The sequence below is a fragment of the Bellilinea caldifistulae genome, from assembly GCF_001306055.1.
Lineage (GTDB): Bacteria > Chloroflexota > Anaerolineae > Anaerolineales > Anaerolineaceae > Bellilinea > Bellilinea caldifistulae.
In genome coordinates this window covers 81,051-98,000 of record NZ_LGHJ01000020.1, presented here as the reverse complement: position 1 = coordinate 98,000, position 16,950 = coordinate 81,051, and the positions used below count along the sequence as shown (strand labels likewise).

Annotated in this window: 14 protein-coding genes; 8 read left to right on the top strand and 6 right to left on the bottom strand. The window is 50.9% G+C overall.

What is annotated here, in order from left to right; all coding sequences use genetic code 11:
• Nucleotides 1-68 precede the first annotated feature (68 nt).
• Entirely contained in the window at nucleotides 69-458 is a 390-nt protein-coding gene (locus AC812_RS14970) for a TFIIB-type zinc ribbon-containing protein (protein ID WP_061915176.1), read from the top strand.
• Here AC812_RS14970 and AC812_RS14965 read toward each other — a convergent pair.
• From AC812_RS14965 to AC812_RS14955, 3 genes are read right to left on the bottom strand one after another with little or no spacing between them, the layout of a single operon-like run.
• Complete coding sequence (locus AC812_RS14965; protein WP_061915173.1) at nucleotides 448-885, bottom strand: GNAT family N-acetyltransferase; 438 nt, start codon at nucleotides 883-885, stop codon at nucleotides 448-450. The two genes, AC812_RS14970 and AC812_RS14965, sit on opposite strands and share 11 nt — an antisense overlap.
• Before the next feature lie 17 nt (nucleotides 886-902).
• Nucleotides 903-1,445, bottom strand: coding sequence for a protein-tyrosine phosphatase family protein (locus AC812_RS14960; protein ID WP_061915170.1), 543 nt, complete (start codon nucleotides 1,443-1,445; stop codon nucleotides 903-905).
• A 13-nt stretch (nucleotides 1,446-1,458) separates the two neighbouring features.
• The gene (locus AC812_RS14955; protein WP_061915169.1) at nucleotides 1,459-2,649 is read right to left on the bottom strand and encodes an MFS transporter; all 1,191 of its coding nucleotides are present in this window, start codon (nucleotides 2,647-2,649) and stop codon (nucleotides 1,459-1,461) included.
• Nucleotides 2,650-2,812: 163 nt separating this feature from the next.
• Between AC812_RS14955 and AC812_RS14950 the strand changes: the two genes are divergently transcribed.
• Nucleotides 2,813-6,271 (top strand): glycosyltransferase family 39 protein, encoded by a 3,459-nt coding sequence (locus tag AC812_RS14950; RefSeq protein WP_061915166.1) that lies wholly within the window; start codon nucleotides 2,813-2,815, stop codon nucleotides 6,269-6,271.
• A gap of 58 nt (nucleotides 6,272-6,329) precedes the next feature.
• On the opposite strand, the gene AC812_RS14945 is transcribed toward AC812_RS14950, so the two are convergent.
• Entirely contained in the window at nucleotides 6,330-6,710 is a 381-nt protein-coding gene (locus AC812_RS14945; RefSeq protein WP_061915163.1) for a phage holin family protein, read from the bottom strand.
• 19 nt (nucleotides 6,711-6,729) lie between these two features.
• Nucleotides 6,730-7,692 carry a GNAT family N-acetyltransferase gene (locus tag AC812_RS14940; RefSeq protein WP_061915160.1) on the bottom strand — a complete coding sequence of 321 codons (963 nt, stop codon included), beginning with the start codon at nucleotides 7,690-7,692 and terminating at the stop codon, nucleotides 6,730-6,732.
• Between the two features lie 141 nt (nucleotides 7,693-7,833).
• Here AC812_RS14940 and nagA point away from each other — a divergent pair, with 141 nt between their 5' ends.
• The 4 genes from nagA (at nucleotide 7,834) to AC812_RS14920 (ending at nucleotide 13,325) form a co-directional block, all read left to right on the top strand.
• The gene (nagA, locus tag AC812_RS14935; RefSeq protein ID WP_061915158.1) at nucleotides 7,834-9,000 is read left to right on the top strand and encodes an N-acetylglucosamine-6-phosphate deacetylase; all 1,167 of its coding nucleotides are present in this window, start codon (nucleotides 7,834-7,836) and stop codon (nucleotides 8,998-9,000) included.
• Between the two features lie 136 nt (nucleotides 9,001-9,136).
• On the top strand, nucleotides 9,137-11,593 hold the full coding sequence (locus AC812_RS14930; RefSeq protein ID WP_061915252.1) for an ATP-dependent Clp protease ATP-binding subunit: 2,457 nt from the start codon (nucleotides 9,137-9,139) through the stop codon (nucleotides 11,591-11,593).
• 154 nt (nucleotides 11,594-11,747) lie between these two features.
• On the top strand, nucleotides 11,748-12,818 hold the full coding sequence (gene gmd / locus AC812_RS14925; RefSeq protein WP_061915155.1) for a GDP-mannose 4,6-dehydratase: 1,071 nt from the start codon (nucleotides 11,748-11,750) through the stop codon (nucleotides 12,816-12,818).
• Complete coding sequence (locus AC812_RS14920) at nucleotides 12,819-13,325, top strand: arsenate reductase/protein-tyrosine-phosphatase family protein (protein WP_061915152.1); 507 nt, start codon at nucleotides 12,819-12,821, stop codon at nucleotides 13,323-13,325.
• 13 nt (nucleotides 13,326-13,338) lie between these two features.
• Here the strand turns inward: AC812_RS14920 and treS are convergent, their stop codons facing one another.
• Nucleotides 13,339-14,961, bottom strand: a complete 1,623-nt coding sequence (treS, locus tag AC812_RS14915; RefSeq protein ID WP_061915249.1) for a maltose alpha-D-glucosyltransferase — start codon at nucleotides 14,959-14,961, stop codon at nucleotides 13,339-13,341.
• 93 nt (nucleotides 14,962-15,054) lie between these two features.
• Between treS and AC812_RS14910 the strand changes: the two genes are divergently transcribed.
• Together AC812_RS14910 and AC812_RS14905 are read left to right on the top strand one after the other, a co-directional pair.
• On the top strand, nucleotides 15,055-16,215 hold the full coding sequence (locus AC812_RS14910; protein WP_061915149.1) for a hypothetical protein: 1,161 nt from the start codon (nucleotides 15,055-15,057) through the stop codon (nucleotides 16,213-16,215).
• 132 nt (nucleotides 16,216-16,347) lie between these two features.
• Entirely contained in the window at nucleotides 16,348-16,941 is a 594-nt protein-coding gene (locus AC812_RS14905) for a lytic transglycosylase domain-containing protein (protein ID WP_061915146.1), read from the top strand.
• The last annotated feature ends 9 nt before the right edge of the window (nucleotides 16,942-16,950 follow it).

The following is a 16,950-nucleotide window of genomic DNA, read 5'->3' as shown; positions in this document are numbered from 1 at the left end:
GTCAAACCTTTTGAACTAGAGCCAGAGGCTCTTTAGTCAATCCCCTTTCCCAATGAGGTTCTCGGAAAATGTTGCAAAGTCCTAACTGCCCAGCCTGTGGTGCGCCTTTACCCGACTCTCAATCCCCCGCCGGAGTGGTTTGCGAGTATTGTGGTATTTTCATTCGCGCTGAGCGGCCGATTCAAGCCGAACAGATGGCTGGCACAAAGATAGACCAACCCCCACGCCCTGAAATCGAAGTGATTTCCCCCCAAGGGAATACCTTCTCGAACCCGGAACTCAACTGGGATTCCGCTCCTCAATGGCGTGAAATCAAGATGCCCCGTTGGAGAACTTTACGGCGTTCGCTGCTGAGCAGCATCTTGATTGTGGTTGCTTTGGTTTGCTTTTCGTGCTTTTGCCTGCTCACTGTGCTGGATAAACCGCTCCAGCGGCTATTCAATTCGCTCAGTCGGTAAAGCGGTTTTGAAGATCAATGGACATCAATACCAGATTGTTACGCAGCCGCCAGCCAATCCTTTCCCAAAAAGCAATTCCCGCCCGATTATCCGCATACACAAAGATATGCACCCGATCAATCCCCTGCCGGCTCAATTCTCTTAAAGCCGTCGCCGCCAGACTGCTGCCAATACCCATTTTACGCGCCGCCGGATGAACGGCCAGATGATGCAAATAACCGCGCCGGCCATCATGTCCGCCCAACACAGCTCCGACAATCTGCCCATCTTTACGAGCCACAAAACTACAGCCCGGATTACGTTCAAGATAACGCTGAATTCGGTTTGGGGAATCCGCTTCGCTGAGACCAATTCCTTCGCATGATTGCCACAGTTGATAAACCTCGTCGTAATCCTTTATCTCAAAAGGGACAATCTCAATTTCCATCTTCCTTAATCCTTTTCTTACTGGTCTTTCCGCCAGCTCAGCACAAACTCCACTTGTTCGTCCGTTTCAGGCGAACGCCGCCAGTGATCCGGTGTGCCGCGGCGAAGTTCTGCAATTTGCTGCAAAGCTTGGCGTGGTGATAACCCCTTTCTCACCAGGTAACATCCTACCACTGTACCCGTTCGGCCGATCCCGCCGTAGCAATGCACATACACCGTTTTACCCTGATTGAGCCACTCATCCATCTGGTTCAAAATTGCCATCATTTCCACCACACCGGGTGTCGAAAAATCACGGATCGGCATTCGTCTGATTTCCACATCCAACCCGAAATCGGCCGCTTCTTCCATCAACCACGAAGCATAATCCACCAGTTCGCCTTCCTCCGTCAGGTTGAGAACTGCGTTGACACCGCAATGCAACAGGCTGACTAATTTTTTACGGGCAGAATGTTCCTCAATGGCACCGGGGTATTCGCCCGCGAGCAGGCGGCCGGGGATAACCCAGTAGCTATCCGGAAAGGGAAGTTGAAATTTCACAACGCTACCGTTGCCTTCCATTCGATCCTCCGTTTCATGAAAGCGGCGCTGAAACGGCTTGCCGCCTTCCAAAAATAAGCCCGACTAAGGGGATTGCAAGCAAATTCAAACCCGCCAATACCATGAATGTCAACCCAAAACCAATCGAATCCACCAGCGTGCCGCTCAATGCCAGTCCAATGCCTGTCCCAATATTGGCCACTGCCATCAATATGGAAAACATGGAAGCGGCAATGCGCGGGTCAGTCTTGCTCATCGAAAGCGCGAAATAAACCGTCTCATAAAAACCGTAAGCCAGTCCAAACAGAATAACCAACGGCCAGACCATCCATGCCGCGCTGGTGAACGCCAGCAGCAAAATTGCCCCCAGTGAAAGGAACATGGCTCGAATCACGGATGGTTGTTGTCCCCAGCGGTCGGTCAACCGCCCGCCCGCCAGCGAACCCAACACCACCCCAATGCCCCATACCGTCGTCACAAACCCTGCCGCGGCATACGTAATTCCAAATTGATTTTGCAAAAAAGGATTGACCAGTTGATTTGCACCGTTGATGATCAGCGAGTACAACGCCCCCAACACCGCCAGCGAAATGACGGACACCTTAGTAAAAGCCCGGAAAGCCCCCCAGGAAAATTGCTGTTCGGCTTTGCGTGGCTTTTCCCGAATTTGCAATACCAGTGGAAGGGGAATCAACGAAAGAACTGCCAGACTGTAAAATGCCGTCGGCCAGCCCCAAACTTCCACCAGCACGCCTAAAATCGCCGAAATGGCAACCACTCCTAATGCCCGGCCGCCAACCATAAACCCCTGAATAGTCCCTTGTTCTTCAAGGGGTGTAGTATCCAGAGCATAACCATCGGTACAGGTATCGTACAAAGCCATTCCCAGCATCAAAACAAAAGCCAGCAGCGCATATAAGCCATACTGACTTCCCGGATTAATTTGGGGAACGATCAGCAGACAGGCACTTTGAACGAGCAAACCGATAACAATGTAGGGTTTTCGGTATCCCCAACCGGCTAAATTGACCCGGTCGCTCAACATCCCTAGGAAAATTTTCAATACAAACGGAATCAGTCCGATTGCCCCAACCAGTCCGATTTGGCTCATCGTCAAATCAAAACGAAGTAAATAAAGAGAGTTGAGAGCGGTAAAATAACTCAGAATCGCCCCTTGGGCAAAATATAACAGAGCGAACATCGCATAGCGGCTGGATTTGGACATGAGATTCCTCGTACGCAAATTGATTCACATGCTGAAATGAGTATAGAATCGAGAAACCAATCCGTCAACCGAACAGGTTGCACTTGTCAGAAAATCAAACTTAAAGTATAGTCATCATCGCAAGATATACCCAAAAAAATCCGCTTACTCATTGCTAACCACTATGGAAAACACCCGCGAATCATCCTCTTCAGCGAGCTGGCTGGATCGCCCTCTGCTTCGAGACCTCCCACAAATCACCCCCTATTTTATTTTGATTGCCGTCTTAATCGGCCTGACGTTGTTCAGCCGATTTTACCTGCTTGGCGAACGGGTGATGAGTCATGACGAAGTCAACCATGTGGTGCCTTCTTACGACCTTGCCATTGGTAAAGGCTACCGCCATGACCCGGTAACGCATGGGCCGGTTCAATTTCATCTGGTTGCCCTCTCTTACTTCCTTTTCGGCGCTAATGATTTTACCTCGCGCATTCCGGCTGCACTTTTTAGTGTGGCTACCGTGTTGTTTGTCACCTTTGCTTTTCGACGTTATCTTGGCAAAGTTGGCTCGCTCATTGGCGGTTACCTTTTCCTGATTTCCCCCTACCTGCTTTTTTACGGACGCTACACCCGCAATGAAGCATTTGTAGCCCTCTATGCAGTTCTAACCCTCTTTGCCGTACTGCGCTATCTCGAAAAAGGCGAGCGCAGCATGCTTTACCTGCTCACAGCGGTTAGCGCGCTTCAATTTGCCACCAAAGAAACGGCCTACATCTACACCGCCCAATTGCTGATCTTTCTGGCGTTCCTCTTCATGGAACATATCGGCAAAGCCCGCTGGGAAAATCAACAGGCGCGCAGATTATTCATGACCCTGCTTTCCACCGCATTGATCCTGCTGGTCTTTGTCGTCCTCCTGGCCGGCTGGAATGCGATTGTCAACAAAAATGCCAGTGAGATTCAAGAAGCCCTTGGCCAAACATTTACTCCAATTCAGCTGGTCGAACTCGGCGGAGTGATCGTCGCGCTGGTGTTGGGGGTAATTGCTGCCGTCATTTTGCTAAGAAACATCGGCTGGCAAGCCCTCAAAGAGGATCGCTCCTTTGACTTATTAGTGTTGACCGGTTCCTTGATCCTGCCCTTATTAACCGCCTTTCCGGTGAAGATCATTGGTTCCTTGCTTCGTCAAAACTGGAATCCGATTGATTATTCGCCGGAAAGCCTCCTTCGCACCGGCATCTTTCTGATTCTTCTTACCGCACTTGGAGTGGGAATTGGTCTCCTCTGGAAACCAAAACTCTGGTTGGTCAACTTTGCCATCTTCTACGGCATCTTCACCGTTTTTTACACGACACTCTTTACCAACGGTTTTGGGTTTTTCACCGGTATTGTCGGTTCATTAGGCTACTGGCTGGAACAGCAGGGAGTCCATCGGGGTGAACAGCCTTTTTATTACTACATTCTGATCCAGATGCCCATTTATGAATTCCTGGCAATGTTTGGCACGCTGCTGGCCGTTTACTTTGGCGTTCGTTACAATCGCTTCTCATCCTTTTCAGGTGAGCGGCTCAGCCAAACCATCCAGAATCCCGATCATCTCACGAACGCACCTTCGGCTGAAGTAGAAGAGGCAATTCCCGACTCCGAAATCGCAGAAGAGCCAACTCCCTCACCGGTTTTCCTTCAAGAACGGCCATTGCCCACTCTGGCACTCTTCCTGTTTTGGGCTTTGACCTCCTTGGTTGCTTACTCGATCGCCGGCGAAAAAATGCCCTGGTTAACCGTTCACATTGCCGTCCCCTTCTTGATTTCGGCAGCCTGGGGTTTCGGTTATCTGGTAGAAACCACCCCGTGGCAAAAACTCAAAGAAAATCACGCCTGGCTTGCGGTGATTCTCGTACCGGTTGCCCTGACCGGTTTGGGCGGCTTGCTGGGTACACTGCTTGGCTCTCAGCCACCCTTTCAGGGGAATACCCTTGAACAACTCCAATCTACCTCCCTGTTTATTTTTTCCACCTTGGCTTTCAGCCTTTCCCTTTGGGGAATTGTGCGAGTTTTACAAGACTGGCAGCCTTCTGCCATCCTGCGCCTGTTTGTGGCTGGAATTGCCGTATATATGGCAGTGATGACGGCGCGTACCGCCTACACAGCCAATTACATCAATTACGACAACGCCAAAGAATTTTTGGTATATGCTCATGCTGCCCGCGGCCCGAAAGACATTCTGGAACAGGTTGAGGAGATCTCGCGGCGAACAGCCAGCGGAAAGAATATCAATGTGGCTTATGATAACGATGCGTTGTACCCCTACTGGTGGTACTTCCGCGATTATCCCAATAAACGCTACTTTACAGACAATGTCACCCGTGATTTGCGCGACTCGCCCATCATCATCGCCGGCGAAAAGAACTGGTCACGCCTTGATTCGATCACCCGCGGCACCTTCCAGAGTTTCGAATATCAACGCCTGTGGTGGCCGATGCAGGATTACTACAACCTGACCTGGGATCGAATCTGGAATGCGCTGCGTGACCCGGCCATGCGATCAGCCATATTCAAAATCTGGCGTGACCGCGACTACACAGAGTATGCTCAGTTAACCAACAATCCCAATTTAACCGTCGAAACATGGCAGCCTTCACAAAAACTCAAGATGTACATCCGCAATGACATTCTTTCATTGATCTGGAATTATGGGGCGGCACCCACAACCAGCCAACAGCAGCCAACCGACCCGTATGTCAACGGTGTGCTAGAGTTACTGCCCGATCAAGTCATCGGCCAACCCGGCAGTGCAATCCAGTTTGGCTCACCCCGTAAAATTGCCATCGCCCCCGACGGCAGCCTGTATATTGCCGATAGCGGTTTGCATCAGATACTCCACATTTCCCCACAAGGGGAGTTACTCCACCGTTGGGGTTCCTTTGCCAACCTTGCCGAAGGCAGTGCTCCAGGCGGGACATTTTACGAGCCCTGGGGTGTTGCTGTAGCTCCGGACGGCTCGGTATTTGTGGCCGACACCTGGAATCATCGGATTCAAAAATTTACCGCCGATGGTCAATTTGTGACCATGTGGGGATTTTTTGGTCAGGGCGTTGCACCGGAAGCCTTCTGGGGGCCGCGCGACCTGGCATTTGATTCGCGGGGCAGACTGTTTGTAACCGATACCGGTAACAAGCGAATTGTCATCTTTGACCAAAACGGCAATTTCCTCGACGAGTTTGGCAGCCCTGGCATTGATCCGGGTCAGTTTGATGAACAGGTCGGAATTGCCATCAACTCACAGGATCAGGTATTTGTGACCGACACCTGGAATCAACGAGTACAGGTCTTTCAAATTGACCCCCAAAGCGGTCGAACCTTCTTCCTCCGCTCCTGGGACATTTTTGGCTGGTTTGGTCAATCGCTGGAAAACAAACCCTATATTGCCGTGGACAACCGAGGCAGTGTCTTTGTCACCGACCCCGAAGGCTACCGCGTGATCCAGTTTACCGAGGAAGGCCAGTTTGTGCGTACATGGGGTGATTACAGCCCCGGTATTGACGGATTTGGCCTGGCAGCCGGGGTCGCCGTGGACAAGGACGGTCATGTTTGGGTCAGTGACGCTGCCAATCGTGTTGTCCTTCGATTCACTTTGCCATAAAAATCTAACTTAAAAAGTAACCGCCCGCCTTTTTCGGCGGACGGTTACTTTTTGCAGGCTATTTCTTCAACTCGTCCCGGAACAACTGGCTCAGTACGAAACTGACCACACTGGTGATTAATGCGCCAAAAAATGCCCCCCAGAAACCGTTGACTTCAAATCCCACACCGAACTGGGTACCAATCCAGCCGGCAAGAACAAACATCAACGTATTGATCAGCAGGGTGCCTAATCCCAGCGTCAAAATGATCAGCGGGCAGCTCATCACCATCAGAATGGGCCGGATGACGGCGTTGACCACCCCAAAGATCAATGCCAGCCAGATAAAACTGAGCCAGTTATCCGGATCGTTCGGAAAGATATAAGAATCCTTCAACAAGGCAACTGCTGCATACAGAGCCACAGCGTTGATTGCCAGCCGGATTAACAATTTTTTCATTTTCTCCTCCTTTACCATATCAAAGTTGGATACGCATCCAGATCAAGGTAACATGCGCTTGAAAGCCGGCCCGGCGGAAACCCTCCGTTGCCCGTTGCGCAGGATAGTTAACCGCCAGAGGTCTTCCATTATGCAGCCGCCTGCCGGCTGCTGACAACAAGACCGGAATGACTTCATCTTCGTGTTCGGCTGCGGCAGCCAACCAGATCATATCCGCGTAAGCCGAAGTCGGCTGCCAGGAAGCCACGCCCACCAAATGATCAATCCAACGTGCCGAAAGGTGCAAGGCTTCGCCACCATTCAACCAGTTCCACAAGTCCTTCCAGAAATTGGGTTTCAGGCGGTTTTTATCCAACGGAAGGTTCCAGGTTATTTCTGCCGGATAGACTTCATCCAACCAGCGGTTTTGATGCGGCCAATCGCCGGGCTGGCGAGATACAATCCGAATTTTTTCATGGTTGACTTTTGGCAGAAATCCGGAGTGCGGTTCCCACATCCAGCTGGTGCGCCGGCATCGTTCCTCAAAACCCAGGGACCGGTACAATTGAATGGCTGCCGGGTTATCCTCGCGGACATGCAACCAGGCTTCATTTTCTCCCCGCTCGCGAATTTGCTGCAAAGCGGTTTCGGTCAGGTGGCGGGCAATTCCACGCCGACGATAAGCCGGGTGAGTGGCTACATTGGCAATCAGAGTGTAGCGTTTCCCTTGCCTGTTGAACGAGATCAGGCTCAGGTTGCCGACAATTTGACCATCTTCCTCCCAGACCAATCCTCGCACCGGTACTTGAAACGGCTCCAAAAGTTTACCGGCCAGACCTTCATCCGGTACAGCGAAGCGCCGCAGATAACGAATGTACTCTCTCCCATCCACATCCATATGATCGGCAAAGCAAATCTCAATTAAATCGGCCACTGCCAGAATATCTTTTCGGCTGCGTAGCGGACGGATATGTTGGCGGGAAGAAAGCAGGGCAACGTCCATAACAAAATTGTACACCGCTTATCGGCGCTTGAAAACCCGCTCAGCATATGGGTCCGTTTTCCAATTCCGCCCTCCCCAAAATACAAACCTTTTCGTTTTCGGATTACAATCAACTTAACCAAAGCGGTGAGGAACAATTATATGGGAACATTAATTTGGAATGCCCGAATTTATACGCCGAATGAAATCTTATCCCCCGGCTGGATTGTAGTTGAAAATCGTACGATTTCTCGTTTGGGGCACGGTCAACCACCGGCAACCGAGATGCAAAAAGCCCAGGAGAAACTGGATGCCGGTCAAAATCACCTGCTTCCCGGTCTGATGGATTTACATATTCATGGCGCAATGGGCTTTGAATTCATGGACGCTGACCTGCACGCCATTGAAGAGATTGCTCAATTTCTGGTTCAACATGGAGTGACCTCTTTCCTGGCTGCAACCTGGGCAGCCCCCCAGGCCGCCTTGCTCAAGGCTTTGGATGCGATTGGGAATGCCTATGGGCGCATCCGCAATGGCGCAGCCTTATTAGGCGCCTACCTGGAAGGCCCTTACATGAATCCCAATCGCGCCGGTGCGCAAGCCATTCAATTCATCCGTCAGGCAACCGACCATGAAGAAGCCCTTTCTCTCATCCAGCACGAAATGGTTAAGGTAGTTTCACTGGCACCGGAATTCCCCGAAAACTTCTGGTTGATTGACGCCTGCGTTTCGCGGGGCATTACCGTCGCCGCCGGTCATACCAGCGCAACCTACGAGCAAATGCAAGTTGCTGTTGAGCGGGGAGTAAGACTGCTGACCCATTGCTTTAATGCCATGAGCCCGCTTCATCATCGTGAACCCGGCGTCGTGGGTGCCGGTCTGACCATGCCCGAACTGCGCTGCGAGCTGATTGCTGATAACATCCACGTCCACCCCGTTGCCCAGCGCATCCTTTATCAACTGCGCAGCTGTGAAGGGATTGTGCTGATTTCCGACAGCACCCGTGTAACCGGCCTGCCGGATGGTCAGTATATTCTGGACAATCGTCCGGTGCAGGTTAAACAAGGCAAGGTCGCTTTATTGGATGGCACACTGGCAGGCAGCGGCTTGACGCTTGAGAAAGCCCTCCACAACTTTGTCAATGCAACCGGCGCACCGCTGGAAGAGGCGATTTTGAGCGCTTCTCTTTATCCAGCCCGCACAATCGGGATTGCCCACCAGAAAGGCAGTCTGGAACCCGGTAAAGACGCTGACCTGTTTCTGATGGATGAGGATGGAAATATCCTCTTTACGATGGTGGAAGGCAGAATAGTGTACACCCGTGATTAAGTGCTTGTTTTCGCCCCTCAGAAAAACTAAAATGATGATAGATTTCTTATACACTATTTGTAAAATACTGACAAAGGCGATGCTATAATTCCAACGAAGGCATTGTTTAACCATAATTGAAGGATAACGAACTATGATGCGATTTGATCGTTTTACCGAAAGAGCTCAGGAAGCCGCTCAACGCGCTGCGGAAATTATTCAGCGCTACGGCCATAATCAGATTGATACCGAGCACATTCTGCTCGCTTTAATTGAACAACCACAAGGGGTCATCTCTCAAATTTTGGAAATTTTGAAGGTTGACCCGAACATGCTCGCCGATCGGCTGGATTACATCTTGCGCACCAGCCCCAAAGCCAGCATTTTTGGCGGTGGAGCCGGCCAGATCTTCATCACGCCGCGTGTCAAACGGATTGTGGATCTGGCAAACGAAGAGGCCAGCCGCCTTAAGGATGAATACATCTCAACCGAGCACATCTTCTTGGCGATTCTCAGTGAGCGGAACACACCGGCTGCCCGTCTTCTGGAAAGCAACGGCCTCACCCGCGAGCGGGTGCTGGATGCCATTATGCAGTTGCGCGGCGGTCAACGGGTAACCGACCCACAAGCCGAAACCCGTTACCGAACCCTGGAAAAATACTCGCGGGATTTGACCCAACTGGCCCGTGAAGGCAAACTGGATCCGGTCATCGGTCGGGATAATGAAATTCGCCGGGTGATGCAAATCCTCTCGCGACGCACGAAAAACAACCCGGTTCTAATCGGCGAAGCCGGGGTCGGCAAGACCGCTATTGTAGAAGGTCTGGCGCAGAAAATTGCCAGCAATGATGTACCCGAAATCTTAATGGGCAAGCGGGTGGTCTCACTAGACCTTGGCGCAATGATTGCGGGAAGCCGTTTTCGCGGTGAATTTGAAGAGCGCCTGAAAGCCGCCATTGAAGAGGTGCAACGATCAGAGGGTGAGATCATCCTCTTCATTGATGAATTGCACACCGTAGTCGGCGCCGGGGCTGCCCAGGGAGCAATGGATGCCTCGAACATGCTCAAGCCGGCGCTGGCTCGCGGTGAGCTGCAGTGCATCGGCGCAACCACGCTGGATGAGTACCATAAGCACATCGAAAAGGACTCGGCTCTGGAACGCCGTTTTGCCCCGGTTTATGTGGATGAGCCCACCGTGGAAGACACCATCAAAATGCTGATGGGGCTTCGCGATCGATATGAAGCCCATCATAAAGTGCACTTTTCCGATGATGCCCTGGTTGCTGCCGCGCGACTTTCTGCTCAGTATGTGACCGACCGTCACTTGCCGGACAAAGCCATTGATCTGATGGACGAGGCCGCTGCTAAATTGCGCGTGGCTTTGTTCTCTCTGCCGCCTGAATTGAAAGAGATGAAAACCGAAATCGAAAAATTACGCGCTGAAGAGGAACAGGCCGGCATCGAACGCGATTACGAACGCGCCGCGCGCAAAAAAGCCGAACGTTTGCGCCTCGAGACCGAATTCAACCAGTTGCGCGATAAATGGGAAGCCGAGCATAAACTTGATGAGGTTGTTGATGTAGATGACATCGCTCAGGTTGTCGCTCAATGGACGGGCATCCCCGTGAGCCAGATGATGGAATCGGAGGCCGAACGCCTGTTACACATGGAAGAACGGCTGAGCGAGCGGGTAGTCGGGCAGGAAGAAGCCATTCATGCCATTTCAGATGCCATTCGCCGCGCCCGAGCCGGACTGAAAGACCCGCGCCGGCCAATTGGATCATTCATCTTTATCGGCCCATCCGGTGTTGGCAAAACCGAACTGGCTAAAGCCCTGGCCGAATTCCTGTTCGGTGACGAGGATGCACTTGTGCGTCTGGACATGAGCGAATACCGTGAACAACACACCGTCTCGCGGCTGTTTGGTGCACCGCCCGGTTACGTCGGATACGAGGAAGGTGGTCAGTTAACCGAGGCCGTCCGCCGCCGGCCCTATCGGGTGGTTTTGTTCGACGAAATCGAAAAAGCTCACCCCGAGGTGTGGAACGCACTACTCCAGATTCTGGATGACGGCCGTTTGACGGACGGTCAGGGGCAGGTCGTTGACTTCCGCAACACGGTTCTGATCATGACCAGCAATCTTGGCACCGAATTTGTGCGTCAGGGCGGTACATTGGGCTTTTTGAGCGAAGATTCGAGTGACGAGAACCGCGCTCAACACGAGAAAATTCAGAAAGCCCTCAAAAGCACCTTCCGCCCCGAATTTCTCAACCGGATTGACGAGATCATCATGTTCTCACCGCTCAAACTGGAGCAGATGTACCAGATTGTTGATCTGCAAATGAAAGAAGTCAGCGAACGGCTCAAAGAACATGGGTTGGATGTGGTTTTGACCGATGCTGCCCGTAAATGGCTGGCGGAAGTCGGCTATGACCCAGCTTTTGGCGCCCGACCGCTGCGACGCGCCCTCCAAAAACACGTCGAAAGCCCGCTCTCCATCGCCGTTCTTTCCGGCCAGTTCCAGCGGGGTGACCGCGTCATCATTGATTATCAGAAGGGCGACAATCAATTGTCCTTCCAAAAAGAGGAAGTGGAAGTCAAACAGCCTGCTTAAAGATTGTTTCCACCGTTCTATTCTGGCATTGGGATATTCCTCTGCCAGAATTTTTTTAGTTTGACAGTTTTTAAGAAGGTCGGTTATACTTGTTCCTTGCAGCATTTCCAAACGAAACAAATCAGATCAAGCGATTTGATCTCAGGAGGACAATTTGAAAAAGGCATTGATTACCGGCATCACCGGTCAGGATGGTTCCTATCTGGCTGAATTGTTGCTTTCCAAAGGGTATGAAGTTCATGGCATCATCCGCCGGGCATCTACTTTCAATACTCGCCGGATTGACCATATTTACCATGACCCCCATCCCAACGGTGGTGAGGTACGCTTGTACTTGCATTACGGTGATATTTCGGTCGCCGAAACCATCTCCAACATTATCTACAATGTTCGTCCCGACGAAGTGTATCATCTCGCCGCCCAAAGCCACGTACGAGTCAGTTTTGACATGCCCGAATACACCGGTGATGTGACTGCATTGGGCACCACCCGCATCCTGGAAGCCATTCGTAAGAGCGGTTTTGAGGAAAAATTCTATCAGGCATCTTCCAGTGAGATGTTTGGCAGCGCAAAGCCCCCTCAAAATGAAGACACCTCCTTTGAACCACGCAGCCCTTATGCCGCCGCAAAAGTCTATGCCTACTGGCTGACCCGCAATTACCGCGAAGGCTATGGCATTTTTGCCTGCAACGGGATTCTCTTCAACCATGAATCACCCCGCCGTGGTGAAACCTTTGTCACCCGCAAGATCACTCGCGCCATCGCTGCCATCAAATCCGGCCGCCAAAAGTATCTCTATCTGGGAAATCTGGACGCCAAGCGCGATTGGGGATATGCGCCCGAATACGTCGAGGCCATGTGGTTAATCATGCAGCAGGACAAGCCGAATGATTATGTCATCGGTACCGGCGAATCCCATTCCGTCCGCGAATTTTTAGAAGAAGCCTTTGGCTATGCCGGAATGAAATGGGAAGACTATGTGCGCATTGATCCGCGTTATTTCCGCCCAACCGAAGTGGATTACCTGCTGGCAGATGCCAGCCGTGCCCGGCGCGAATTGGGATGGCAACCCAAAGTCCGTTTCCACGAACTGGTGCGGATTATGGTGGATGCCGATCTCGAATTGGCCGGACTGCCCTGCCCCGGCGAAGGAAAACGCATTTTGGAAGAACGTTTTGGAGACTGGCATCGCTGGGAGCAGCAGGTTGTCAGCATGGAGCGCTAATTGACGGAAGCCGGCAGAACTGCACCGCTGAACCGCCCTTCGGTGCTGTTTGTCTGCACGGCCAACCGCATCCGTTCTCCGCTGGCTGCTGCACTTTTCCGCAATGATCTGCTACGTGAAGGCCTTTCACTCGACCGCTGGCGGGTTAATAGCGCCGGCACCTGGGTACAGGAGGGAATGCCCTCCCCAGAAGAAGTGATTCAGGCTTCCTTCGCCAGAGGGGTGGACCTCAGAAAACATCGTTCTCAAAAGATAAACGAAGGACTACTCAGCAGCCACAAGCTGATTCTGGTCATGGAACTGGGGCATAAAGAAGCCTTGAATCATGTTTTCCCACATCACGCAGGGCGGGTTTTTATGCTTAGCGAAATGAGCAATGCCACCGAGGAGATCAAAGACCCGCCTTCCATCACACCGTCGGACATCGAGAAACTCCTCGATCAGTTAAGCCTGTTAATTGAAAAAGGGATGCCGCGCATCCTCTTGCTGGCGCACGGCAACCTTTGATGTCAATTCACGCTTAAGAATTGGCAAACCACAAGGTCTGATACGGCTGAAGTTTTAAGCGACTTTCATTTGTGTTGAGTGAGACTTGGCCTCCAACCAAATCGGTATAAACTCCCGTTTGTACCGGCAGGTTCAGGTTGATTTCTTGAGCCTTATCCGCCAGATTATGAACGGCACACAACCAACGGCTGCCTTCAACCCGCCAGACAGCTGCCACTGAAGGTGACCCCGTCTCAATCCAGCCCATTTCTCCGCTTGACAGTTCGGAGCGGACTTTACGGAGAGCGATCAGGTGTTTCAGGAAGTGATACAATGAATCCGTGCTTTGGATTTGATCCGCTACATTGACGTGTTGAGGGTCAAACGGAGGAGTAGAAACCACCGGCGCATACCACTGGGATGGCAGTGCGGATGAAAAACCCGCCGTCGGTGAGGAATCCCATTGCATCGGCGTGCGCACCCCATTCCGGTCGAACAATTCGATGTTATCACCCATTCCAATCTCATCGCCGTAATAAATGATCGGCGTGCCGGGAAGACTGAACAGCATCGAATACAATAGGCGGATGCGCCTCTGGTCATTTTCCATTAATGGGGCAAGACGACGACGAATGCCTAAATTCAGACGCATCCTGGGATCCGGCGCGTATTCGCGCCACATAAATTCCCTTTCTTCCGACGTGATCATTTCCAGAGTTAACTCGTCGTGATTGCGCAGGAAAGTACACCATTGACAATTTTCGGGAATAGCCGGGGTACGTTCAAAAACCCATTCCAGCGGAGACTTGTCCGCTTTTTTCAGCGCCATGTAGAGCCGCGGCATCAGCGGGAAGTGAAAGTTCATGTGTAATTCATCCCCATTGCCAAAGTACGGGAGTACATCCTCCGGCCATTGATTGGCTTCCCCCAGCAAAATTGCCTCCGGATAATGCTCATCCAGAAAGGCGCGTACTTCCTTAAGGTATGCATGAGTCTCCGGTAAATTTTCGCAATTCGTACCTTCGCGTTCAAATAAGTAGGGAACGGCATCCGCGCGAAAACCATCAATACCCATGTCCATCCAGAAGCGAATGATTTTTTTCATTTCCTCCCGAACAGCGGGATTATCGTAATTCAGATCAGGCTGGGACGAATAAAAACGATGCCAGTAATACTGTCCGGCCACTTCATCCCATGTCCAGTTGGATTTTTCGGTATCCAGAAAGATGATGCGGGCTTCCTTGTATTTTTGATCGGTATCTGACCAGACATAATAATCGCGATAAGGCGAATTTCGGCTACTGCGGGCTGATTGAAACCAGGGGTGCTGATCGGATGTGTGGTTCAGTACCAGATCAGCAATCACACGCATTCCACGCTGATGCGCTTGCCGTACCAGTTCTTTGAAGTCGTTCAAATCGCCGTATGTGGGCAAGACATTATAATAATCCGCAATGTCATAGCCGTCATCCCGCAACGGAGAAGGATAGATCGGCAGCAGCCAGAGGCAATCCACCCCAAAATCCCGCAGGTAATCCAGTTTCTGGATCAATCCTGCCAAATCACCATGCCCATCCCCATTACTATCATAAAAGGCGCGCACATATACTTCGTAAAATATGGCATTTTTGTACCATAGAGACCCTTTTGGCTTCATTTTTGTCTCCTTTTGATTGATTTTCCCCTGCAACCGAATTATAGCAGATGCGTAAATCATTAAAGACAATCAAATCTCAAACAGGAAATTAACATGTTTAAGAAACGAAAATCTCTTTTACTGGGCATCTTCTTTACAATGGCAGGTTTGTGCTTGTTCAGTTCTTTGACCCTACTCATCATCAATCAATCCCTTCCAAAAAGATCTGAAAATCCAGAGCTTCTTTCAGAAAATCAAATGCTTCTGACCCAGGAAGCCAATCATCTTCTCTCCGGTGTTGGCAATCAGGTCTTTCCCGGTTGGTCAGTTGAACGAATTCCATGGGTGTTTTACAATGAAACGGCCGCTTTTGCCGTAGGAATTGATACGCCACTTTCTGAGGGCTGGACCATGTATCCACGCACGCATCAACGCGGCGGGGAATGGCAGCCGGTCAATGCGTCGGGTAACACTGTCTTCCGCACTTGGATCGAGGATCCGCAAAAAACACCCGAAAACTTTGTCGTTAAAATAGATGATCAAATTGCTGCGTCGTTCCAGACTCAGGAATTTGCTTTGATTTATTTTCACGATCTGATGTACACTGAACTCCCTCCGGTCTTGCGGGAAATCTTCCCTTACCGCATATTCTTTCGCGATTTAATGCTCGCCCCGGAAGCCTATATCAGTTCATTGGCTCATGAGGCTTTTCATGTATTTCAGGCCAGACAAAATCCAGTCATGTTCGAAAACGCTGAATTAATTGCCAATTGGGAAAAGCAATACCCTTTTGAGAATGAAAACTTAATGAAAAACTGGAAGAATGAATTGAAAGTACTCCAGCAGGCGGGAGAAGTTTCTACTCGTGAAGAGGCAATTTTGGTTGCCGAGCAATTTCTAAAAGTTAGAAATGAACGACGGCAATCTGCTCAGTTAAGTGACGCCCTGATGGATTATGAACGCAAACGCGAATGGTTGGAGGGGGTGGCAAAATATGCGGAGTTACAAATTGGTAAAATTGCTGCGCAAAATGAGTTTTTGCCCCTGCCCGATTCGACCCAAAAATTAGGTTTGAAAAATTACTCCTCGCGCGCCCAATTCTTTAAAACTCAGTTAAGTACCATGTCCAAAACGAACATGGATGGTGAAATTCTTTTTTATTATTCTGGGTTTGGGCAAGGGGTTTTGCTTGATCATCTCATGCCGGGATGGAAAGACCGCGTTTTGCAGGGTGATTATCTGGAAGAATTATTGGTTGAGTCAATTCAACCCTGATGCTTCTCACCCGAAAATCACCCCGCTTAAGGTAGAACTGCCCTCTTCCCGAAATAGAATAATTGTTCTATAATCATTTCAGCCGCACGATTCTCAATCTATTTACACCCCATATCCTGCCCGGAGGCTGAAATGAATCATCCCAGCAAAGCCATTTTACCTGCTGTGCTCATTGGAATTCTTGTAGTTATCGGAATTTCCCGCTTCCTCTTGAATCCTTCGCTAACGGCACAGGCTTCTGATCTCGAACCTAACCCCACCCCCGCAGAACAGCCCAGATCCGAAGAACCCACTGGCACAACCCCGGAAGAATGTCAAATCTCCAACCGCTACCCGGAAAAAATTCAACAATGGTGTCATTATATCCAGCAGGCTGCCGGAGAGTTCCAGCTCGATCCGAATCTGATCGCTGCGGTAATGCTGCAAGAATCGGGCGGCAACCCGGACGCTTATTCGCGCAGTGGTGCAGTCGGGCTGATGCAGGTCATGCCGCGCGATGGCAAAGCCGCTGAATTTATGTGCATCAATGGTCCCTGTTTTGCCAATCGGCCTTCCATGCAGGAGCTATTCGACCCACAATTCAACATTCAATACGGTGTGCGAATGCTGGCAGGGCTGATCCAACGCAAAGGCGATGTTCGCGAAGCGTTAAAAGCATACGGACCCATGGACGCGGGTTATACCTACGCGGATAAAGTCCTGACGATCTATCAAAACTATCGCTAGGAAGACGGG